The organism is Gluconobacter sp. P1D12_c (genome assembly GCF_018812105.1).
Lineage (GTDB): Bacteria > Pseudomonadota > Alphaproteobacteria > Acetobacterales > Acetobacteraceae > Gluconobacter > Gluconobacter oxydans_A.
The window spans coordinates 46,983-68,421 of record NZ_JACSIQ010000011.1 but is presented as its reverse complement, the minus strand read 5'-3'; the positions used below and the strand labels follow the sequence as shown (position 1 = coordinate 68,421).

At 56.7% G+C, this 21,439-nt stretch carries 21 protein-coding genes, 1 tRNA gene and 1 other RNA gene; 12 read left to right on the top strand and 11 right to left on the bottom strand.

Annotated elements, in window-relative coordinates:
• The 7 genes from KP705_RS12560 (at position 1) to KP705_RS12530 (ending at position 7,078) form a co-directional block, all read left to right on the top strand.
• Positions 1-1,506, top strand: a complete 1,506-nt coding sequence (locus KP705_RS12560) for an efflux transporter outer membrane subunit (protein WP_046900791.1) — start codon at positions 1-3, stop codon at positions 1,504-1,506.
• Positions 1,507-1,556: 50 nt separating this feature from the next.
• Positions 1,557-2,525 (top strand): alpha/beta hydrolase, encoded by a 969-nt coding sequence (locus tag KP705_RS12555; RefSeq protein ID WP_252348364.1) that lies wholly within the window; start codon positions 1,557-1,559, stop codon positions 2,523-2,525.
• A gap of 49 nt (positions 2,526-2,574) precedes the next feature.
• Positions 2,575-2,733, top strand: a complete 159-nt coding sequence (locus KP705_RS12550) for a hypothetical protein (protein WP_167386127.1) — start codon at positions 2,575-2,577, stop codon at positions 2,731-2,733.
• Positions 2,730-3,641 (top strand): DnaJ C-terminal domain-containing protein, encoded by a 912-nt coding sequence (locus KP705_RS12545; RefSeq protein ID WP_215764540.1) that lies wholly within the window; start codon positions 2,730-2,732, stop codon positions 3,639-3,641. Before KP705_RS12550 ends, KP705_RS12545 begins: the two co-directional genes overlap by 4 nt.
• A 2-nt stretch (positions 3,642-3,643) precedes the next feature.
• The gene (locus tag KP705_RS12540; RefSeq protein WP_167386128.1) at positions 3,644-3,793 is read left to right on the top strand and encodes a hypothetical protein; all 150 of its coding nucleotides are present in this window, start codon (positions 3,644-3,646) and stop codon (positions 3,791-3,793) included.
• Between the two features lie 34 nt (positions 3,794-3,827).
• Complete coding sequence (locus KP705_RS12535; protein WP_046900793.1) at positions 3,828-5,336, top strand: peptide MFS transporter; 1,509 nt, start codon at positions 3,828-3,830, stop codon at positions 5,334-5,336.
• 194 nt (positions 5,337-5,530) lie between these two features.
• On the top strand, positions 5,531-7,078 hold the full coding sequence (locus tag KP705_RS12530; protein WP_046901006.1) for a carbohydrate porin: 1,548 nt from the start codon (positions 5,531-5,533) through the stop codon (positions 7,076-7,078).
• Between the two features lie 83 nt (positions 7,079-7,161).
• Here the strand turns inward: KP705_RS12530 and KP705_RS12525 are convergent, their stop codons facing one another.
• Together KP705_RS12525 and KP705_RS12520 are read right to left on the bottom strand one after the other, a co-directional pair.
• Positions 7,162-9,411, bottom strand: coding sequence for a TonB-dependent siderophore receptor (locus tag KP705_RS12525; protein ID WP_046900794.1), 2,250 nt, complete (start codon positions 9,409-9,411; stop codon positions 7,162-7,164).
• 171 nt (positions 9,412-9,582) lie between these two features.
• Complete coding sequence (locus tag KP705_RS12520; RefSeq protein WP_046900795.1) at positions 9,583-11,151, bottom strand: carbohydrate porin; 1,569 nt, start codon at positions 11,149-11,151, stop codon at positions 9,583-9,585.
• Between the two features lie 301 nt (positions 11,152-11,452).
• Between KP705_RS12520 and KP705_RS12515 the strand changes: the two genes are divergently transcribed.
• Positions 11,453-12,109 (top strand): POTRA domain-containing protein, encoded by a 657-nt coding sequence (locus KP705_RS12515; protein WP_046900796.1) that lies wholly within the window; start codon positions 11,453-11,455, stop codon positions 12,107-12,109.
• A 13-nt stretch (positions 12,110-12,122) separates the two neighbouring features.
• Here KP705_RS12515 and KP705_RS12510 read toward each other — a convergent pair whose 3' ends face one another.
• The 3 genes from KP705_RS12510 to KP705_RS12500 are packed head-to-tail and all read right to left on the bottom strand — an operon-like array spanning position 12,123 to position 14,720.
• Positions 12,123-12,731: a DUF1643 domain-containing protein gene (locus KP705_RS12510; protein ID WP_215764539.1), complete on the bottom strand. Its 609-nt coding sequence runs from the start codon at positions 12,729-12,731 to the stop codon at positions 12,123-12,125.
• Positions 12,732-12,757: 26 nt separating this feature from the next.
• Positions 12,758-13,303 (bottom strand): peroxiredoxin, encoded by a 546-nt coding sequence (locus KP705_RS12505; RefSeq protein ID WP_215764538.1) that lies wholly within the window; start codon positions 13,301-13,303, stop codon positions 12,758-12,760.
• 31 nt (positions 13,304-13,334) lie between these two features.
• Positions 13,335-14,720 (bottom strand): lytic transglycosylase domain-containing protein, encoded by a 1,386-nt coding sequence (locus KP705_RS12500; RefSeq protein WP_215764537.1) that lies wholly within the window; start codon positions 14,718-14,720, stop codon positions 13,335-13,337.
• Positions 14,721-14,929: 209 nt separating this feature from the next.
• Here KP705_RS12500 and KP705_RS12495 point away from each other — a divergent pair, with 209 nt between their 5' ends.
• The 3 genes from KP705_RS12495 to KP705_RS12485 all read left to right on the top strand — a co-directional run bounded on the left by KP705_RS12495 (position 14,930) and on the right by KP705_RS12485 (position 16,892).
• Positions 14,930-15,811 carry an ABC transporter permease gene (locus tag KP705_RS12495; RefSeq protein ID WP_215764536.1) on the top strand — a complete coding sequence of 294 codons (882 nt, stop codon included), beginning with the start codon at positions 14,930-14,932 and terminating at the stop codon, positions 15,809-15,811.
• A gap of 1 nt (position 15,812) precedes the next feature.
• A complete protein-coding gene (locus KP705_RS12490) occupies positions 15,813-16,595 on the top strand; it encodes an ABC transporter ATP-binding protein (protein WP_046900801.1) in 783 nt (260 codons plus the stop codon).
• 78 nt (positions 16,596-16,673) lie between these two features.
• The gene (locus KP705_RS12485; RefSeq protein ID WP_046900802.1) at positions 16,674-16,892 is read left to right on the top strand and encodes a hypothetical protein; all 219 of its coding nucleotides are present in this window, start codon (positions 16,674-16,676) and stop codon (positions 16,890-16,892) included.
• A gap of 33 nt (positions 16,893-16,925) precedes the next feature.
• Here KP705_RS12485 and KP705_RS12480 read toward each other — a convergent pair whose 3' ends face one another.
• The 3 genes from KP705_RS12480 to ssrA form a co-directional block, all read right to left on the bottom strand.
• A complete protein-coding gene (locus tag KP705_RS12480) occupies positions 16,926-17,318 on the bottom strand; it encodes a VOC family protein (protein WP_046900803.1) in 393 nt (130 codons plus the stop codon).
• A 100-nt stretch (positions 17,319-17,418) separates the two neighbouring features.
• On the bottom strand, positions 17,419-17,991 hold the full coding sequence (locus KP705_RS12475; protein WP_064274752.1) for an SspB family protein: 573 nt from the start codon (positions 17,989-17,991) through the stop codon (positions 17,419-17,421).
• A gap of 89 nt (positions 17,992-18,080) precedes the next feature.
• Positions 18,081-18,408: a transfer-messenger RNA gene (gene ssrA, locus KP705_RS12470) on the bottom strand.
• Between the two features lie 83 nt (positions 18,409-18,491).
• On the opposite strand from ssrA, the gene thyX reads away from it, so the two are divergent.
• Positions 18,492-19,403 carry an FAD-dependent thymidylate synthase gene (thyX, locus tag KP705_RS12465; RefSeq protein WP_046900805.1) on the top strand — a complete coding sequence of 304 codons (912 nt, stop codon included), beginning with the start codon at positions 18,492-18,494 and terminating at the stop codon, positions 19,401-19,403.
• Between the two features lie 479 nt (positions 19,404-19,882).
• Here thyX and KP705_RS12460 read toward each other — a convergent pair.
• The 3 genes from KP705_RS12460 to KP705_RS12450 all read right to left on the bottom strand — a co-directional run bounded on the left by KP705_RS12460 (position 19,883) and on the right by KP705_RS12450 (position 21,371).
• Positions 19,883-19,957 (bottom strand) — tRNA-Thr (locus KP705_RS12460).
• Between the two features lie 68 nt (positions 19,958-20,025).
• The gene (locus KP705_RS12455; protein ID WP_167386129.1) at positions 20,026-20,184 is read right to left on the bottom strand and encodes a hypothetical protein; all 159 of its coding nucleotides are present in this window, start codon (positions 20,182-20,184) and stop codon (positions 20,026-20,028) included.
• Positions 20,181-21,371 (bottom strand): Mrp/NBP35 family ATP-binding protein, encoded by a 1,191-nt coding sequence (locus KP705_RS12450; RefSeq protein WP_198150491.1) that lies wholly within the window; start codon positions 21,369-21,371, stop codon positions 20,181-20,183. The genes KP705_RS12455 and KP705_RS12450 overlap by 4 nt, the downstream gene beginning before the upstream one ends.
• Between the last annotated feature and the right edge of the window lie 68 nt (positions 21,372-21,439).

Genomic DNA, 21,439 nt, shown 5'->3' with positions numbered 1-21,439 from the left:
ATGTCACGCAAGCTTCTGACCCTCGCKCTYAGCACCTGTCTGTCACTTACGGCCTGCACCGTCGGGCCGAATTTCAAGCCAGACAAGATCAAGGTGCCCGACACCTTTGTCGAGCAGCCACAATCGGTGACGGCAGCCGAGATCGCGCGGACCGAAGCAGACATGAAGGACTGGTGGGCCCAGTTCCATGACCCGATGCTGAACGAGCTGATCGAGGCCGCAGTTAAGGGTAACTATGATCTGCAGATTGCCTCTCAGCATATCGTGGCMGAGCGCGCTGTCCGTCGGCAGGCTCAGGCAGCTTGGTATCCCCAGCTCGATGCAGCCATGGGCGGGGGCGATGACCGGTATTCCATCAATGTAGACAACTGGCCGATCCGCCCAGGTAACCCGCAGAACCGCCCACAGGCTTCCGTCCTGACCTATGGTGCTCGCGCCAGTTGGGAAATCGATCTGTTCGGACATATTTCCCGTCAGGTCGAGGAACGTAAGCGGCTCGTTGAGGAATCTCTGGAAAACCGTCGCGCCATTCTGTTGTCGCTGCTGTCCGAAGTCGCATCAGATTATGTGACGCTGCGCGGCATTCAGGAGCGGCTTGCAGTCACGGAACACAGCATTGATGTGGCGCAGCGTTCCCGCGAACTGACTGAAAAGCTTTATACGCACGGCTTGGGTAATACGCTGGCTGTAGCGCAGGCGCAGACGGAAGAGCATCTCGAGCGCTCGCGTCTTGCTCCACTGCACTCGCAGGAAGAGCGCCTGATCCATGCCATTTCCATTCTGCTGGGTGAGATGCCCGGCAAGCTGGAGGAAGAGCTGGACGTGCGGCGTCCTCTGCCGTCTGTTCCCGCGTTCCCGGCGTCCCTGCCGTCCATCGTCTTGGCAAATCGCCCGGATATTCGGGCGACGGAAGCGCATTATGCAGCTGACATGGCTCAGGTCGGCGTAGCGGTTGCCAACCTCTATCCGAAGTTCATGATCCCGCTGACGTTCAATCCGAACGCTTCTGCCGCCTATCAGGCGTTTCAAATGGGCGGCATGGCCTGGAGCTTCATGATGATGGCTTCGCTGCCCATCATTCATGGTGGCCGCTATACAGCAGAAATTGCTCAGGCTCGTGCAGAAGCCGAGGCGAGCCGTCTGGTATATCGCAAGACCGTACTGAAGGCCTTTGCTGAAGTCGAAGATTCAATGGGTGACTGGCGCCATGACAATGAGCTTGTCACGCAGCTTGAAGAAGCCGCGACGGATTCCGGTCTTGCCCGCGACCGAGCGCAGAAGCTGTTTAGCGCCGGTCTGACCGGGTATCTGAATGTCCTGACGACTGAGCAGACCGCACTTTCTGCTCAGGATCAGGCAGTTGTGGGGCGGATGGCCCGTCTGCGTGACGCCATTTCGCTTTACACGGCGATGGGTGCGGGCTGGCAGGGCCGTCAGCTCACCGATACGCGTCTGCCGATTGAAGTTGGAAAGCAAAACGCGCTGGTACGGGCCTTTACGCGCTAGGACAGGATTGGCTCGCAACAGGGCAAGAACAGTTTGAACGGAGTCCTGCCATGATGCCTGTCTTTCTGCGATCATTTGCTCTGCTGGCTGTAGTTGTGTTGGGAACTGGTCTTTCTCGCGCAGCAACCGAGCGTGATCTTGAAGCGCCTGGCCCACTTGGGCCGTTATCTGGCACTTATCTTGACGCGGGGAAAACAGCACCCGTTCTTCTGCTCGTCCCTGGTTCTGGCCCCACAGACAGAAACGGGGATTCAGCGTCTGGCCTTAAGCCCGGAACTCTGAAGCTCTTGGCTGAGGGCCTGGCTGATCGGGGTATTTCAACTGTCCGCGTTGATAAGCGTGGTATGTTTGGAAGTGCACGAGCTGTCGCGAACGGGAACCACGTTACCATTCAGGACTACGTGACGGACGTTCAGAACTGGATCTCTGTCATTCGCAAAGAAACGGGGACGCGTTGCGTCTGGCTTGGTGGACATAGTGAAGGCGCATTAGTCGTACTTGCTGCAGCTCAGCATAGCCCAGGTGTCTGTGGTTTAATCCTGTTGTCAGGGCAGGGGCGACCAATGGGTGAACTCATCCGGGCGCAACTTCACGCCAATCCGCGCGCGCAGACGGTTCTTCCACAAATTGATAGCACTATTGATGCTCTTGAAGCAGGCCACCGTGTTGACTCGCTAACGTTACATCCCGGGTTACAGGCTTTGTTCAACGCGGACGTGCAGGGATACCTGATTGATGTCATGCGTTATGATCCCGCTGCGCTTCTGAAGGCATATCATGGGCCCGTTCTGCTGGTGCAGGGTGGAAAGGATCATCAGATCAGCCCGACAGAAGATCTGCCTTTGCTCCAGGCTGCTGACCCTCGCGCGACGGCTGTCTATCTGCCCTCTGCAAGTCACTTTCTGACGGACATGCCGGGTGTTGATTCCAAAACCATGACCGGAGCTGGCCTTCCTTCTTTCGGCCCTCTTGATCCAGATCTGGTGCCGCATGTCGCGGAGTTTGTCCTCGGTCATTGACCCGAAGCGATCAACGTCACACATCTGAAAGTAATGGAGGAATAAACCAATGGCACAGGATGGTCACCCGGCTGAGGATTACCTCAGACCAAAGCTGGACAGTCTGATTGAAGAAGGTGTGAGCGCGGGATTTTCGCGTGATGTCGTACTTGCCGTACTGATTGATCTTCTGGATGACGGCGCAGCAGATGATGCGGAGTTGAGATGAAAGACCCTTATTCAGTTCTTGGGGTTTCCAAGACGGCCACGGACAAGGAAATCCGCAGCGCATACAGGAAGCTGGCCAAACAGTACCATCCGGACCACAACCCTGACAGCAAGGACGCGGAAGAGCGGTTCAAGGCTGTTGGTCAGGCGTATAACATCGTCGGAGACAAGGAAAAGCGTGCGCGCTTTGACCGCGGCGAGATTGATGCCGAAGGGCAGGAGCGTGGACCGTTTGGCGGCGGTGGTTTCGGTGGCGGCGGTCCGGGAGCCGGGGCACATGGCTTCCAGGGAAATTTCAATCAGGAAGATCTGGGCGCGTTCTTCTCCGACATGTTTGGTGGCGGCGGGTTCAGTGGGGACTTCCAGCCCGGTGGTGCGGCAGGACGTCGGGCCACGAAGGGCTCTGACCGCCGTTTTTCGGTGACCATCACCTTTGAACAGTCCGTTCTTGGGACGTCTCTGGATCTGGCTTTGGGCGAAGGCGGTCATACGGAAGTTCGTATTCCGCCGGGTGTCGAAGAAGGGCAGACCCTGCGTGTACGGGGTAAGGGCGCGCCAGGTCGTCCAGGCATGGATGGTCAGCCGGGCGTTCCAGGTGATGCGCTGCTGACGATCTCTGTCACGCCAGACAAACGTTATGTCCGCGATGGTCGTAATCTGCGCATGACCCAGAATGTTGACCTCAAGACCGCAGTCCTGGGTGGGAAGGTTACTGTCCCGACGCCGAAAGGAGACGTCGTGGTGAAGGTTCCCAAGCACTCTGACAGTGGAAAGGTGCTCCGTCTTGCGGGACGTGGCATCGGCGCTGACAAAAAGAACCCTGCAGGCGACCTTTTCGTGACGTTACAGGTGCATATCGGGACGGTTTCTCCTGAACTGGAAGCCTTCTTCGCTGAGCAGGAGGCCTGATCATGGGAATGATCCGTCGCGCAAAAGCACGTATTCCAGACTGGCCATGGCGTCAGATTATTGGTGGCATTTTCGCCATCATCTTCGTTGTTGTGCTGAGCGTGATCGGATCCCATGCCCTCATCCTCGCCGGGGAGTGGCATTTGCCCTAAGATAAAGCCCGTCTTTGTTTCTGACGGGTTTTTCATGACCTCTTATTCTACACCTGCCTCCGGGCAACCGCTGGCGACGACACGTCGTCGCGCCTTTACCGTTGTGCTGGCAATCGAGCTGTGGGAACGGTTCGGTTATTACGGCATGCAGGCAGTTCTGACGCTGTTTATGGTCCAGCAGCTTCGAATGGCTGATACCACGGCCAATCTGATGCTGGGGGCTTTCTCCGCCCTGACCTATATCACGCCTGTTCTGGGTGGCGTGCTGGGAGATCGTTTTCTCGGCACGCGGCGCACTATGGTTATGGGAGCCATCTCTCTTGCCATCGGCTATGCCTGCCTTGCCGCTTCTCTGACATCCCCGACATTGCTTCTGCTGGCCATGGCGCTGATTTCTACAGGAAATGGCCTCTTCAAGCCGAATGCGGGTAATCTGGTTCGCCGGATTTATGAGGGGGACAATGCCGCCCTTGATGCGGCGTTCACCCTCTATTACATGTCCGTCAACGTTGGCTCCACGGTATCGATGCTGCTGACACCGTGGCTACAGATCAACTACGGCGCACCTGTTGCTTTCGCGACCTGTTCGGTCGGGTTGGTGATTGGGTTGCTCTATTATGTGTGGCGTTCAGGATGGCTTGCCCAGACCGCCAGCCCTTTGGAAAAAGAGCGCGTACCTGCCAGCCGTTTTGCTCTTGTGGGGCTCGGACTTCTTGCGCTGACCGTTTTTAACGCCTGGATCATGAGCAGCGACGGCCTTGCCCGGATCTGTATTTTTGCTGCCGCTGTGTTGCTGTTCCTGTCCTGGGTCGTCCTGTACGTCCGTGCACCGGGAGAAGAGCGACCGGGTTTGCGGCTCACATACATGCTGTGCCTGCAGGGAACGATTTATCTCGTCTTTTATCAGCAGATGATCACGTCCTTGACGTTGTTCGCACTGCGAGATGTCTCGGGCGACTTCAGCATCGGCGGCGTAACGCTTTTCCATATGTCGGCCGGCCAGTTTCAGGCGCTCAATCCGATCTGGATCATGGCGATCAGCCCATTACTGGCGATTTTGTACAATCGGCTGGGCGCACAGGGGCGGGACCTGTCGCTGGCTCGGAAAATGCTGATTGGCTACGTGATGGTGGCTATGGCGTTCGCGGTTTGGTGGCTCTCTGCCGTCGGAACGACAGGTTTGGTTTCCCCCTGGATTATGGTCGCGGGTTATGGACTTCTGTCTTTCGCCGAGTTGCTGACAAATGGTTTGGGTCTGGCGATTGTAGCCCGCTATACGCCCGCGCGTCTGAGCGGCTTCATGATGGGCGCACTTTATCTGCTGTGGGGCATTGCGATGTATGTGGGCAGTGTCATCGCCAACCGAGCGGCCATGCCAGCCGATATGGCAGCTTCCGCTGGAAATGCCCTGTATGCCAGTTTGTTCCGGACGTTGTGTGAAGTGGCGGTTGTTGTTGTTGTGATTCTGGTCTGCCTGGAGCCTTTGACACGCCGTTGGGACCGAGAACACATAACTGTGAACAGGAAACTTTCACCGAATTGAACCATGTGAAGGTTTTGTAATTCGGGAGAAAACCTAGGAAAAAGATTAGACATGATCTGAAGTGATGCGGCGGAAGTGTCGCATTACGAAAACAACCGTCTTCCTCTCTCTATTCCGGACCGGCATCGGCCTGTATGGGAAAGTCATTCATGATTTCCGGTTACAGGCGACGTGAGAAGGAGACGCGGGAAAAGATGCAGAGGTTTAAAAGCGGTTTGACGAAGGCTCTGGGGGCGGCTTGTCTTTTGAGCACGACGCTCTCCACACCCCAGATTGCATACGCCGAGACGGCTTCTGCATCTGATCAGGGAAAACCTGGTCAGCCTCGCGCCCATAACAGTGCAGGGCACCCGGTTCTTCGCACCCGGTCCATCCAGCCGACCCCTCTGCTAGTCAAACCCGCTCCGACCCCGTCGCACCTCGCGGACGTGCAGCCTTCAGATACCACAGAAAACCGCTTCTTCCCGGCCAGTTTCCATGACTGGCTGACGCAGAGCACCATGACCGGTGACTGGGGCGGATATCGCACCTGGCTTACGGAAAAAGGGATCAATATCGGTGGCCACTTCCTGCAGGACAGTGCAGGAAATCCGATGGGTGGAAAGGCCAAGACCGTTCGTTATGCGGATGAATTCGGTCTTAACATCGATCTCGATCTGAAGCGCCTGACCGGCTGGAACCTTGGCCTGTTCCATTTCCTCAGCACCGCGCGTCAGGGTCTGGGTATTGGTGCCAAGCTTCCGGCGCTGGATAGCCCGCAGCAGATCTTTGGCTCTGGTGAAACCGTGCGCCTGACCCGTCTTTCGTGGGAGATGCCGTGGAACCGGTATGTTTCTACCGAAGTCGGTGAAATCAACACTGAGAATGATTTCGAGCAGTCGTCCATGTACTGGGGCATGAGCCAGTACTGCCAGTTTGAGTCCAACGCCATCTGCGGTATGCCGCAGTCTGTCGCAATGAACTCGGGCTACGGATATTACCCCACGGCGCATCCGGGTGCCTGGGTGAAGTTCTACCCTGCCGGAAACAATCATTACCTGATCCAGTTCGGGGCGTATTCGGTCGATCCGACCATCGCCAACACCCATAATGGCTGGAAAATGAACCTTCATGGTGCAACGGGGACGTACGTTCCGTTTCAGCTTGGATGGCATCAGGGCGGTAAGGACGATTACAGCGGCCCGCTTCAGACCAACATCAAGATTGGTGGCTACTGGGACTCTTCGCAGGTCAAGAACGTCTATGGCCAGCTTGGCACATTCGGTGTTCCGACAGAGTATCTGATTTCAGCGCCGACCCAGCAGGTTCGTGGCCGTTTTGGTGGCTGGTTCCAGTTCGACCGTATGCTGGAACGTGACAAGGCTGATCCGAACCGTGGAACATCGTTCTTTGGTTCGTTCACCTGGGGCGATCCGCGCACCGCGATTGCACCTTACTTCATTACGTGGGGCATCACGCGTAAGGGGACTTTCCCGAGCCGACCCAATGATACGATCAGCCTTGGCATGAAGATGCTGTGGGTGAACCCGAAGTTAACGATCTGGGCGCGACAGATGCAGGCTGCCGGGGCAACAAACCTGTTCAAGCCCTCTGAAGAGCATGCCATTGAATTGAACTATGGCTGGCGCCCGACCCCGTGGCTCGTGATCCGTCCGGGTGCGCAGTATCTTATGCATCCCGGGGGCACCAACCGCTACAAGAATGCTCTGCTGCTTGATTTTGAGACGGGCATTACCTTCTGATTTCTTTGGCAAAAGCCAGACATGAAAAACGCGCCACCCGATCAAGGTGGCGCGTTTTTTTGTGCCTGTAATCTGATGTGAAATCAGAGGTCAGTCGTGAAGGAGAACTTGAATGTCCGGGGAAGGCCTTCAAGCAGATAGCCGTTGAAGGATGAAGACCAGTAGCGCGTGTTGGCGATGTTATCGACGCCAAAGCGTAGAGTGACAGGCTTGTGGTACGTCGTGAACGTATAGCGTGCTGCCAGATCAAAGCGCGTCCAGACGGGCAGATGCAGGGTATTGGCTGTGTTAACCCACTGCTTGCCTGTATTGACGACACGCCCGACGACCGTGGCTCCCTTCAGGAACGGGAGATCGTATTCCAGATTGCCGTTGATCGTATAGTTCGGAATGCCGATCGCTGAATTACCATTCTGCAGGCCGCCAGCAGTGTGCCGCAGGTCCGCATCAATCAGCGTGCCGCCGCCATTGAATCTCAGTCCCGGCAGGATTTCTCCATTCACGGTGAGTTCGATGCCACGGTTCCGTTGCAGGCCGTCCTGTTTATAAACGGAATACCCCGTGCCTTCGATGGGCACATTATAAGAATTAGGGCGTGAAATCTGATAAAACGCCAGAGCAGCGCTAAAGCGACCAATGTCGTACTTGGCGCCGATTTCATACTGGGCAGACTTATAGGGTGGGAAAATCTGTCCGACGTTCTGGGCACTCGCAGGGGCGGTATCACCCTGAGACATGCCCTCAATCCGGTTGAAGTAAATGGACGTCTGACGCGTCGGGTGAATGACAAGCCCGACAACAGGCGTAATGGCATCCTGGTTATACGGAGTGCTTAACGAGCCTCGGCCGGTTGTGCTGTAGTTGTACCCGTTGATCATCATGTTCTGGTAGCGGAAGCCCCCGGTGAGGGCGACGCGACCATTCAGGAAAGACATCGTGTCAGAGAAAAACAGGCTGTACAGGCGTGTCCAGTTTGTCGTCTGCGGGTCGTTTAAAACACCCCCAACGAAAGTTTGAGCCGGGGAGGCAAACTGCGGTGTCTTGTAAATGTTTGTGGTCGGAGAGGTCAGGGCCATCGCGTAGGCCGCAGCCGAATCTTCCCAGAGCGCAGAGCCACCAGCATTGACCTCGTGCTTGATGAAGCCCGTTCGGAAGTGCGCCCGAACGCCGGCGCGGGTGCTCTCATTCGTCTGATTGTAAGGCACATACATGCTGCCCGCAGTTGCAGCGCCGGTGGCTGCATCCGTTAGGGTCGGGCTGGAATAGTTGCCCTTCTCATTCGCGTTCAGTGCACCAAAGGCCCCATATAGGGTCACATTTTTGGAGAGATCATGCTCAATGTTCAGCATTCCAAAAATGTAGTTCAGGTCATTATACGCCCATTTCTGACCGAAATTGTGAGATGGGGCGACCGGGCGCGGGACGCTGGTGACCGATGAACTCAGCAGCAGCCCGGGGCGGCCACCATCAACGCCCTGATTTTGATAGTTCATGTCCATCGAAATGCGTGTGCTGTTATCGCGGCTGTGCCAGTCAAAATCAGCCCCCAGAGCGGTGGAGTGCCGGTATTCATTATTGATGGAATCTTCGCCAGACTGACCGGCTACGTTCAGGCGAACACCGAACTGCTTCTCCGTTCCAAAACGGCGGCCCACGTCAATGCTGCCGCCTCCCATGGCGCTGCTCGTGTAGTCTCCCGTCAGGCGGGTGATTGGGGCATCCGTTGCATGTTTGAACATCAGGTTGATGTTGCCGCCAATAGCAGACCCACTTGGTGCAGCGCCGTTCAGGAACGCGCTGGCGCCGTTAAGAACCTGAACACTGTCGTAGAGCTGGGGTGAGACAAGCTGCCGGGGCGTGATGCCGTAAAGACCATTTATGGCCACGTCATCACCGTTGACGGCGAAACCGCGGATGACAAACATTTCCGAGAAGTTGCCGTATCCATACGTTGTGCGAACGGATGGATCATTTTCCAGAACCTGTCCCAGTGTCTGGGACTGCTGGTTCAGGATCATGCTGGAAGAATAACTGCGAATGTTGAAGGGTACGTCCAGGCCCTTCTTGTTTCCCAGTGCACCCAGCTGTCCGCCACTCGTGACTTCCATCTGGTTTCGGCGCTTGGCCTTTACGATGATTTCTTCATCGTTCGGTGTGGACGATTTGGCTGCGCTGGGAACTGCCGCAGCCTTGGTGGACGCGACCTGGGTCTGGTTCGGCAAGGGGCTTGCTGCGTAGGCGAAAGCGGGAAGGGTTGTTCCGGCCAGAAGCAGGCAGGCCAAGTGCCTGCGATGGCGAGCAGGTCTGGGGCGGGAAAGCAGATATGCGCGCACGGAAAGAAGCCTCGATTGGAGGAGAAGATGTGCGCTACATACGGTAATGAGAATTAATCTCAAATAAATCAATGTAACTTAATATGACTACGTCTGTATGTCTGATCCGGGCATAAAAAAAGCGAAGCCATTTTCGGGCTTCGCTTTGTCGTTTTTTGCTCGTCGATGAATTCAGAGCACGACGGTGAACTGAACACCCAGCACCGCGGCGTCACGAAATGTCGTCGTCGCGCTTGGGCGTTGAATGTACTGGAAGTCGGGCTGGATCGCCATCGCACGCGCTACATGCGCGCTATAAAACAGCTCGTACACGTTCTCATGGCTCTGCGGGCCGTAGACTGTGCCCCACTGGTTGTCCTGATAGGGCAGGTTGAGCTGCTTGGAGGATTCCTGCTGCAAGGCTGCTGTGGTGCTCATATCGAAGTGCTGCCACATCGCGCCTACTGTATCGAGCGGACGACCCCACGCTTTGCCTGTATCAATCATGCCGACCCATGTGTGGTCTCGCATGGCGACGGTCTTGCCGTCACTGTACATGGCGCCTGCCATAAGGATCAGACCGTTGGTATCACCCGGACCGTTGCGCATCAGCATCTGATCCATGATCAGCCACGCACTGTTGCGCCCGGCTTCATAGCGGCGAGGCAGGCCGGTCTGCTGCCACGAGTTCCCGTGAATGTCCTCGTACAGGTTCAGATAGCGTGAATTGTCGTAGGAATATCCAAGCTCGTAATGACCAACGAGACGGTTTTTCCCAAAACGGGGAATCCAGCCGATTTCGACAGGCGTAGAGAACTTCCCCAGCCCCGATTGCGCCCAGGACCAACCGGAAATGCCGCCGTTGTAAGCATGCGGGCTTACGGCGAAGAGGCCACCCATAATGTATGTGTTGGCCGTTGGCATGACCCGGGCAATGGCTGCAAGGTTACCGGACGGCCAGTCGCGGTTGCCTTCGGTATATTTGTTCGGTGCTGGATTTCCGCAGACGGCGACGTTCATGAAGTCGCAGAAAAGCGGCGAGGCAGCAAAGAATGAGCCGACTGGAATCCAGCCGGCACTGATGTCGATACGGTTATGGTAAAAAGACGCTTCCCCATACATCGACACGAGATGCGCTACGACGTTGCCACGTGCACCATAGATTTCCTGCACTGGAGCTATGGAATCGCCGAACATCCGGGACACGTTCTGGCCGTGCCCGTTGACGATCAGCGTATGCGTCCAGAAGTTTTTGATACCGGCCATCTTGTCCCAATCGATATCCACTTCGACGCCGACCTGCCCTGTATCCGAATAGGCGCGGTCTTTACCGCCCGTCACGTTGCCGGCGAATTCTTCGTTAACTGCGGCGAGGAGATGAATGCCGTGATTGACAAGCCATGGCTGGATGCCGCCCCAGTCTCCGAAGAAATGCTGCGATCCCATGGGGGCTGCGAAAAACGCGCCCGGATCTTCAACTTCGTCAGGAGTGCCAGCGCTGCGTACGCCGCGCATGTTGTTTTGCAGGATTGGAACGCGTCGCCCTGTATCCATAGGGTGCGGTGTCAGTTCGGATTTGCTGTTGCCTGCCGAGGGTTCTGCCGACGGGCCTGCTGTCGGGGTTGATCCTGAAGGAGAGGCCGACTGACCCCAGGCTTGGCCTGGCGCAAATGCCAGTGTCGAGGCGGACAGGAGTCCCAGAAAAACGGTCCGCAGATGTCCGGAACGAAAAAGGCGAGCGTGATCAGTCAGCACGACCATAAGGCAGCGAATCTCTCTTCTGTCTGATGATGGCGAACAGGAAGACGGTCTTCTTCGAAGACTTTCCCACAGGGTGGGGCGAAGAAAATGAATTCCAATTTATGGAGTGAGAGGTGGTGTGTCGCAGACCGCCCGACCCGCTGTCAATGTGTGCAAGGGAACTAAAGTGGTTTGGTCTTTGACCATGAGAAGTGTGACATTGTGTGGATGGAGACCATCATGGTCCAGATAAAGGGCAACTCCCGGAGTATTATGGCGTAAGACAATCTCTTGATTTTTTGTTTTTTTTACAGGAGGCAGCATGAGGTTCTCTCGTTCCATGCTGACACGTGCAGGAGCGGGTCTTGCCGTGGGGGCAATTTTAATGACAGGCTCGGTTCTGGCCGAGCCCGCCGCAGGCCCAGTCGCTCCACCAACTGTTCCCGCTCTCGATTCCCCTCTTCAACTGGGCTCGGTGTCTGTGGAGGGGAACAAGCGTGTTCCATCTGCGGATATTCTCGCAGCATTCGGCTATCACGACGGTCAGAACGTCACGCGTGCGAAGCTGGCAGACGCACAGAAACAGGTCGCGACGCTGTATCAGTCACGCGGCGTTGGGGCGGACCTTGGTGAGCAGTTGCATATCTCCGCCGACAAGGTGGATGTGAAGCTGCTGATGAGGGAGCACGATCAAAGGACTGCCGAGGCTGGCACTGCTGGACTGATCGTGGACAAGGTTGCTTTCGAGGGTAACCGAAAAGTACCAACGCCTGCTCTGGCAGCAGCAACCACCCTTCAGGATGGCGCAGCGATCTCGGATCAGGCTTTGGCAGCGGACGAAGTTGCGATCGAGAAAGTCTATCGGGAAAACAAGCTCGGCGCTCAGATCCAGCCACAGGTGGTTTATCCGAACCATGACAATCATCTGGTTCTGGTCTGGCAGATCCGTGAGCAGAGCCCGCGCTCAGCCGGGGAATAACCTACCTGAAGAATTAGGTCAGGGTCTCTGTATCCAATGACTGAGGGGTCAGAACACCCGGAAGATAAAGTGGGTGCTCTGGCCGTCCCGTCTTGCTCAATCTTAATGCGGTCACCTTCACGCCATGGTGCGCCAGCATTTGGGCTACAGCAGTGCCCCGAGGCCTAAGTGCCTTGGCCTGCGGGGCACCGTAAGCCAGCACGACAAGATCTGCGGCCTTCGCCATTTCAAGAAGATGCCTGTCGTTGTCAGGCCCAATAGGATCATCGACTTCCAGAAGGCGTTTCTGATCCGTGCAGCGATAGGCAAAACTATTGCCGACGAAAATTCCACCGTAACCCCATGCACGCGCATAGCGCTGGCATTTGGCGACCGTTCGGTCGTCCCCGAGTTCTGTGGCGACTGAGGGGTTCATCATCAGCCACATGACCATGGGCTTCGTCTCGTCCCATACGCGCTTCAAGGTGTAACGGTAACAGTCGCCCGGGCCGTCGTAGAGGGCTGTACTGATGACGTCTTCCGAAAGTCGAAGCGGGCGTGAGTCACCAACATGATGCTGCCCAAAAAGGTCAGCAGGCTCCCCTCCGCTCTGGAACGGTGTGGAGCGGGAAGGGCGCGGCATAGAAGACATTCCGATGTTTGGTGAGCTTAGTGGGCAGCCTGAAGCGCCTTGACGGCAGCCAGTGTGCGCTCGACATGGCCATCCGGGGACATGGACGCATAAGAGAGGGCAACATGCCCATCCGGCGCAATCACGTAAGAGGTGCGGCTGGCCATATGCAGAAGAGGCATCTTGGCCTTGTAGGAATTGGTGATGGTCCCGTCAGGATCTGCGGCAACGGGAAATGCGCTCCGGCATTCACTGACGGAGAAGCGGGTCAATTTGTCGATCGGGTCCATGGAAATCCCGATAACCGTTGCGCCCATAGCCTTGAATTCGGGAATAGCCTCAGCGAATTCGTGCGCCTCGATGGTGCAGCCTTTGGTGAAAGCGGCAGGGTAAAAATAAAGGACGACCGGACCCGTTTTTAAGGCCTCGGCCAGATGATAGCTGAACTCATGTCCTGCCATGCTCGCCTTGGCCGTGAAGTCTGGAGCATGGGCCCCTGATTCCAGAGCAGCCTGGGCTGGAGAAGGGAGGGTGCCAATCATGGCAAGGGCACAGAAAGCAGAAATTGGCAGAAAGCGACGCATAGGATGTGCTCTGTTCCCTGAAGGTAACGGTTTAGAATGCGCCGGGCGGAACCACGACGCAGGGTGAACCGTGCGGCAGACGGTGACAGGCCGCAAGAGCATTTTCATGTGTCAGGCCGGTCAGGCGGGCGCGATAGAGGTGTCCTTTGCCTGTTTTGACGCTGGCAACCTGTGTTCTCGCAGACGCGACAACTGCTCCGCCCTGACTGTGGGCCTGAGACGCAGCTGAAGTGGCCTGTCCGGAATTGGCAAATGCGCCGACCTGAATGGCCCATGTTTTGGGGCCACTCGTTTCCTGTGGTGCGGCGATGGTGGCGTGATGCATTGTCGGTGCAGGGGAAGACAGTCGGTACTGCTGTCGTGAAGCAGGCATGACGGCCATGATCGGCTGGGGCTGCAGGTGGTGCCCCATCGGAATTTCCTGCGCCGTGACCTGACTGTCGGCCAGTTCGGTATCCATGCTGTTTGCGACTGGTGGGTGATAGGCCACTTTCTGCACAGTGGGAGCTGGTGATGTGATACCCCGCGCTGCCCACGCTGCGCTGACGCTGTTTGGTTCTACCGGTGCGGCAGAAGCTACGACCACAGGCGCTTCTGCGGCGGCTGGTGTTTCGGACGCAGTCTCGTCCGAAGACGAACTATCATCAGATGAACTGGCTGCTGATGCATCCTTGTGGGACCAGGCGGCTCGGACCGACTGGCTTACAGGCGTGTTGGGTACAGTATTCTCTGCAACCTGAATCTGGGCGTTTGGATCATGCTGGGAGACCAGAAGATCTGCGGCCGACCGGTTATGAGGCGTCACGCCAGCAATGCGAGGACCGATCGCTGCCACATAGCGGCGTGTCTCGCGAGGAAGGGGGCGTCCGCGGCGCAGGTAGCTATCGAGACTGCCGGGGCCATCGTTATATGCGGCAAGGAACCCTGGGGAACCGTAAATTTCGTACATTTGCCGAAGATACGCTGTGCCGGCGAGAATGTTGTCATGTGGGTCAAACGGATCATCGCCGAGGCCGTATTGCTGGCGCATGTCATCGTAGGTTGGTGGCATGAGCTGTAACAGGCCCATGGCCCCGGGCGTGGAGGTAATGAAGTTGCCGTTATGGTCGTACAGGTGGCCGCCGGATTCCTGCTGCATGACGGCCCGGATCCATGCTTCAGGAACGTCAAAACGCGCAGAAGCTTCCTGAATGTATGGCCCCCACGGATCGCTGGGAGGCCCTGGCGGGGCGTAGTAGGACTTTGCGTGCGCGCGATACTTCGCAGCTTCCTGAGAGACGGGAACCTGTGAGGTGGAGCTCATGTCGGGTGTACCGGCGCAGGCCGCGAGAAGGCCGATCAGACCAAGTGCCAGACCGGAACGGAGAGCGGTCAACGGGCGAAGAGTGGTCTGGAACGGCACGGCGGGTCTGGGCATCGGGGCAGGGTACCTGACAAGGGAAGAACTGTCGCAACCCCCAGACAATACACAGGGATTACGGCAAAACTAGGAAAAATGACGAAAGGTTTACGTTTGTCGCCTACTTTTTCGCTTTGAAGCTGTTCGACGAGAGATGGTGAAAGGGTGCTTCTTCATCAAGGGGAAGACTGCTTGCGGGAACAGAGTCTATCGGCTAGGCGAACCAGATGAACTCATCTTCCCCGGCCCCCAAAGAGCCAGAGATGCAACGGCTACCGAAGCATGATCTGAGCCCGCTGAAGTTCGACCAGCGTCGGGGAAGCCCCGCTGCCCGGGCCTGGGATGATTTTCGCGGAGCCTGCAAGCTCTGGCGTCTGGGCGTTATGCTGGGGTGGTTGGACATCAAGCTTCGCTATCGCGGATCAGCGTTGGGTCCATTCTGGCTGACCATCACATCCGCCATCATGGTTGCATCCATGGGCGTTTTGTACAGTCGCCTCTTTCATCAGGATATGAAGGTTTACCTGCCGTTTCTGGCGCTTTCCCTGACGCTCTGGCAAACGGGGTTATCGAGCCTTCTTCAAGAATCCTGCACCAGTTTTCTGGATGCAGAAAGCATCATACGCTCCAGTCGTCTTCCTTTGCTGCTTCAGGCCATTCGGGTTGTGGTCCGTAATGCGATTGTCTTTGCTCACAACATCATAGTTCCTGTGGGTGTTTTCGCGCTCTATCATGTCTGGCCGGGGTCTACGGCGTTGCTGGCGCTTCCTTCACTCCTGCTATGGGGATTGGACGGATTTGCGGCCTGTATGCTGCTGGGCTCGCTCTGTGCGAGGTTTCGGGATGTGCCGCCGATTATCGGGGCGCTCCTTCAGATCGTGTTCTACGTGACGCCTGTCATCTGGCAGCCGCAGCAACTGGCGGGGAAAGCGCGGTATCTTCTGTACAATCCGTTTTATGCTCTGCTGGAAGTCGTTCGTGCTCCGTTGTTAGGGCACATTCCTTCGATCGGCGTCTGGCTTGTGGCTCTGCTGACGAGTGCTGTCTTCTGGGTTATCGCGATATGGGCTTTCGTCCGTGTGCGCTCACGGCTGGTATTCTGGATCTGACATGACGCATATCCGCCTTGAGAATCTCTCCCTGTCGTTCCCGGTTCTGCACGGGGCTTCTCGCTCTCTGAAGAAAACCCTGCTGGCGCGTGCCAAGGCCACCGTCACGAAGCCTGCATCTGTTGGCGGAAGAATGCGTCTCGGTGCAGTTGCCTCGGATGCCGTGCTCGTGCAGGCGCTGTCAGGGCTGACATTTCAGATCAATGGAGGTGAGCGCATTGGCCTGATCGGCCATAACGGCGCTGGTAAAACAACGCTCCTGCGTGTGCTGGCCGGGATCTATGAAACAGATGACGGCTATCTGGATATCGAGGGCGACAGTCATGCGCTTATTGATCCGCAGTCTGGCATGAACCCTGAGTTGAGCGGGCGCGAGAACCTTAATCTCTTTGCATGTCGCATTGGTTTGCCCAAAGGGCAGCTTCCTGCTCTGGAAGCCGACGTCGAAGCCTTTGCGGAACTGGGGCCGTTTTTTGATCTGCCTGTTCGACTCTACTCGTCCGGGATGAGCATTCGGCTTGGATTTGCTTTGGCTACGGTTCCCCGTCCGCGCATTCTCCTGATGGACGAATGGTTCATGGCGGGCGACCAGCGCTTTCAGGAAAAGGCGAAGGAACGGATGGCAGGTATGGTCGATGCCGCCGAAATTCTGGTCGTTACATCGCATTCCCTGCCTGTGCTCAAGCAGTGGTGTACGCGCATCCTCTGGATGGAAGAGGGTCAGATCCGCATGGATGGTCCGACGGACACTGTGCTTGAGGCATATGAGGCCTCACTGGCCTGAGGTCAGCTGTTATTTGGTCTGGTCTCAAGGGTGCGGTAGGATCAACTTCGAGTTTGACCATCACCATGGAGACTAATCATGTCTTATGCCGCTATTGATGCAGCCCGCGTTGCCAAAGCTGCAAAGTCTGCCCTTCAGACACTTGCCACCGTCAAGGAGCAGTCAGAAGCTCATCAGCGTAAGACGCTCATGATCGAGCGGATCGAAGCCCTCGCCACGGCTGCGGCGGAAACCAAAGACTGCAATGCGATTACCCTGACATCCGAAGAATTCTGGATGATCTCCAAAAATTGGTAAAAGCCAGCAGGGCAGGCGGGTCAACCCCGCCTGTTAGCCTTGGTAAGAGGCAATTTCCACAAGGTTGCCGTCCGGGTCCCGGCAATATACCGAGGTGATCGGTCCCAGCGCGCCCAGGCGCGAAACCGGGCCCTCCACAACGACAACACCGCATTTTTCGAGATGCCGCACAACATCGTCGCTTGAGATAGCTGTTGTGAAGCAGAGGTCGGATGTACCGGGCTGCGCGCCTTCGGCCGTTTCCCAACCTTCTGATCCTTCAGGGCGAAGATTGATCTTCTGGCCGCCGAAACAGAGAGCAACACGGTTATTACGGCCGTATTCCTCAATATCCATGCCCAGAACCCGCTGGTACCAGGATGCCGAAACAGTTCTGTCCCGTACGGTCAGAACAATATGGTCAAGGCGATCAACGGTAAAGCGCATGATGGTCCCTCAAGAAAACGGCGCCCGATGGTCCTGATATTATCATCAGGACGCAGAAACCGTCAGGCCTCGGTGCCCTGTTCGGGCGGGAAAGAATAGCTCAGGTGGGTGGGCGCTTGCGGAATGCCGCCAGGCTGACGACCTCGGCATCTTTCTTCTCTTCCTGAGGAGGCTCTTCGATCGTCACCTCTGGGTGGTGCGTCGGATCGATATCATCTGGCTCTACCGCACCTTCAGGGATCTCGATGTCTTCGTCGTCATCGACCATGCTGCTGACGAAGCGCAGCGCCATCCGGATATGTGGATCTGCAAAGGCCGTAATGGCGGCGACCGGGATGACGAGGATGCTGCCAACGCCCCCGAACGACAGACCAACGGAAATGACATTCTTTTCGCGATCCAGCGCCAGATCCCAGAACTGGTGCTGAAGAACGATCGTCATTTCTTCCGGATACTGGGCGCGGAGACGGGACGGAATGATGACGTCCGGACGATTGGTGCGGAACGTCAGGTAGAAATGGTGAGCACCGGGAAGTCCCTCAGCCGCAACGTGCTCAATGGCGCGCAGCATGACTTCACGATAGGCGTCTTCCACCCAGTCGTCATAGGGAAGAAGGCTTTCGGGCAGGTCGTGCTCAAGGCCGTCCTGGCCGGTGTGATCGTCGTCGCTCATGGTCGCAGGCCTGATGTTTCAGTCAATCAGGTCAGGGATGCGACAGACCAGCCAGAATGGCAAGACGTTTTGCACAAAAGGAAAAATGAGGTGGGAGGGCTTCTGTTGCCCGGTGCCCTCCCGAACCGCGCTTATCGCTTATGCAGCGACAGCGAGCACCTCAGAGTTATCATTGGCACTTGTAAGTTTAGCCCGATGACGGTGGTACAATACCGGGCAAAAGATAAGTCTTTACCATGCGCGTCGAGCCTGTTTCGTCCCCACAGATCCCTCTTGCAGAGAGATTTTTCCTGGTGGAGACGCCGGGCACTGCCCCCGGGTCCACAACACTTATTTCACTTACCGTTTATCGCCATAGCCGGGGACGAACCCCTTGCACTGCTGAACATAGGAGTGCTGTTGCTGTCCTGCAAGGGGAAAAGACGAAGCGCATGATGATGCCGCCCGGACTCGTCTCTTGCGGTGGCGGGAGATGTTTCGTCATGCTAGAGCCGCGGCCTATGGCACTGACATCCGAACAGCGCGCTGAAATTGAAGCGCAACGCAATGAGCCCCAGCTGACCTCCCGCCCGACCGTTCCGGCGATGGAGAAACTTCTTTTCACGCCCATCGAGGTGCTGGATCATGGTTTCCTGCGCGTCGTCGATTATATGGGCGATGATGGAGCCGTCGTTCAGGCTGCCCGGGTGTCTTATGGGCGTGGCACCAAAAAGGTGTCTGAAGATGCCGGACTGATCCGCTATCTGATGCGTCATCGGCATTCGACGCCGTTCGAGATGTGCGAGATCAAGTTCCACGTTAAGCTTCCGGTTTTCGTGGCACGGCAGTGGATTCGTCATCGCATGGCGAGCGTGAACGAATATTCCGCACGCTATTCGATTCTCGACCGTGAGTTCTATCTGCCAGCTCTGGATCAGGTTGCATCGCAGAGCGCCTCGAACCGTCAGGGACGCAGCGAAGCTCTTGATCCGGAAACGGCGGAGCGCGTGCTTGAGATTCTGCGTCGTGACGCCAGCCAGTGTTACGATGATTATGAATCGATGCTGGACCCGGAGGGCACCGGCCTGGCCCGTGAACTGGCGCGCATGAACCTGACGCTGAACACCTATACCCAGTGGTACTGGAAGATCGATCTGCACAATCTGATGCACTTCCTTGCCCTGCGTGCGGATCCGCATGCGCAGTACGAGATTCGTGTTTATGCAGAAAAGATGATTGAGCTCCTGCATGCCTGGGTGCCGGCAACGGCTGCTGCATTCGAAGAATATCGTCGCGGAGCCTTCACGTTCTCAGCGGGGATGCTGAACGTGGTGCGCCGCCGTCTGGCGGGAGAGGCCGTGACACAGGAAACGTCCGGGCTTTCCAAGCGCGAATGGATCGAGATGAACGACATTCTCGAACCAGAAGCCTGAGATAACCGAAAATCGTGAACGATTTTGATAAGCTCCTGCGAGAAGCTCCTTCCGTGCAAAGTGAAACTTCGGCTGAAATAGAGCCTCAGTTACCACGGATCTGGCCTTGGGCGATTCTCGCAGGGCTGCTCATTCTTGCGTCCGTGTGCATCCACATTTTCTGGCCTGCACCGGCACACAAACATATGGCCCTTTGTAAAAAGGGCCTGACTGAACACTGCTATAAAATTGACCCCACCGCCGAAAATTGAGTTCGTATTTCGGTGAGTAAAATGGTCGGTGGATTTCCTGTTTTCTGGAATCGCTGTTTCTGAACGGATTCTACTGAGAACGAATGTGGAATCACGTCGGACTCACATTTCGTAGATCTTCATCAACAAACTTATCCACAGGGTCTGAACCCACAAAGCGGGGGTCGACGGCGTGCACGATTCTTTTTGGAGAATCGCGTAGAACGCTTGATTTTCTGGGAAAAATCGTGGTGCCGGGTGAGGGATTTGAACCCCCGACCTTCGGTTTACAAAACCGCTGCACTACCACTGTGCTAACCCGGCATCCACAGCCCGGCTTTTTCCACGCCGAGACCCCTTTGGTCAAGCTCCTGAGTGTCGATTCTGTAATTTTATCGTGTCGCAGGGGTCATGAGGCTTGGTGGCGGGGGAAGATGGGAGGAGTTATTCGTGAAGCCGTAGCCGTCTGAAGAAAGCCCATGATGGACTACAGGCGGCTTAGCACAAGCCGACAGAAGTAGCGCTGTTCCCAGCAGGAGAAGACGGGTCATGAGGAAGCCTTTTCATCTGAGTGGCTGAGGGCCTCGGCAATGGTCGTGGCGAGTGCCGTGTAGGCACGGGCAGCTTCGCTGTCAGGTGCCGAGAGGATAATGGGCGTGCCCTGATCGCCGCTGGCCCGGATGTCGGCCAGCAGGGGAATTTCGCCAAGGAAAGGCACGCCAAGACGTTCGGCCTCTTCTCTGGCACCACCGTGGCCAAAAAGCTCAGTGCGGTGATTACAATTGGGGCAGCAGAAATAGGACATGTTCTCCACAACGCCGAGGATGGGGGTTTCCATCCGTTCGAACATGGAAACGCCACGTCGCGCATCCAGCAGCGCAATGTCCTGAGGCGTAGAGACAATAACAGCCCCACCCTTGGCCATCTTGGCTCCAAGCTTCTGGGCTAGTGTCAGTTGGGCATCACCGGTTCCGGGCGGCATATCTATGACAAGGACGTCCAGATCTCCCCAGTCCACTTCTCCAAGGAACTGGGTGAGGGCGCCCATGACCATGGGGCCACGCCAGATCATGGCCTGATGCTCGTCCACCAGATAGCCGATGGACATACTTTTCAGCCCCCAGGCTTCAATAGGGATGATGCGGCCTTCAATGACTTCGGGGCGTGTATTGCGGCCAAGCATCCGCGGCAGGGATGGGCCGTAGATGTCTGCATCCAGCAGGCCGGTCCGGACACCGAGTTTGGCCAGTCCGGCGGCAAGGTTCACAGCGGTTGTGGATTTGCCAACGCCTCCCTTGCCGGACGCAACAGCGACGACGGCTTTTACGCCCGGCAGAAGCGTCTCTGGAGCATGACGGCTGGACGCATTCTGCCGTTTGCCGCCCAGATTGAACGGCCGATGACCGCCCCGGGCTGCGGGAGCTGGTGCGTTGGCCGGTGGTGGCGTGGTAGCGCGATGGGCTGTCAGGGAAATTGTTGCTCCCGTCAAACCTGGAATGCGTGCGATCTCTGCTTCAACCTGAGGTCTGATTGGCTCCATGCGCGACACGTTGTCCCGCGAGGTGGCAAGGGTCACGTGCGCATGTCCGTCGCGAACTGAAACACCTTCCAGCGACGCAAAGGACAATACATTCGATCCAAGGCCAGTTTGTTCGTTGTTCAGAATCTCGGAAATGCGTTTCTCGGCATTGGCATGTGATTCGTCAGAAGAACTGGTCGGGGGGAGATGATCGGTCATGCCAAGACTCTTTTTTCTGGGGGAACGGCCTGTCAGGAAGGAGAAACAGCGTAGCATACGCCCCTCCT